Source organism: Carboxylicivirga fragile (assembly GCF_050589805.1).
GTDB lineage: Bacteria > Bacteroidota > Bacteroidia > Bacteroidales > Marinilabiliaceae > Carboxylicivirga > Carboxylicivirga fragile.
This window is the reverse complement of sequence record NZ_JBNGOY010000129.1, coordinates 1-518: the sequence shown is the minus strand read 5'-3', so window position 1 is coordinate 518 and position 518 is coordinate 1. Positions and strand designations below refer to the sequence as shown.

Annotated in this window: 1 protein-coding gene; it reads left to right on the top strand. The window is 37.6% G+C overall.

Annotation, left to right across the window (positions count from 1 at the left end; genetic code table 11):
• Nucleotides 1–518, top strand: a 518-nt coding sequence (locus ACRD7B_RS22790) for a hypothetical protein (protein ID WP_430826977.1), incomplete at both ends; no start/stop codon positions are given.

Below are 518 nucleotides of genomic sequence, written 5' to 3'. Positions count from 1 at the left end.
GCAGGCAAACTTGATGTGGACGAATCACAAAAGTGTTTAGCGCGTCATTGGTTGCCTCATATGGAAGAACTAGATCAAATTCTTACCGATGCTACGTGTTACGAAAGTAGCTTACGCTTTCCTACGGATCAGAAACTATTGTGGGAAGCTACTGACTGGTGTTATAACCAGCTGAAGTTGTTGTGTAAACATGTAAAGCACACTATGCCCCGAACAAAGTATAATAAATGGCAACAACGTTATTGGAACTACAGCCGCAAGCGACGTAAATCTAAAAAAGAAAGAATTGCCATTACCAGAGGTTTATTGGCACTGCTCAAAAAATTACTTGAAGAGCTAACCAAAATAGTCAAACAAACTGGGATGCAAATGCCTACCAAATACTATAAACAATACGATATTATTGAAAAAGTATGGGAGCAACAAAACTATAAATTCACTACTGGTAAAGCACCTGAAAATCGAATAGTTAGTTTATCTAAAAGTTATATCCGCCCAATTATACGTGGCAAAGAAAC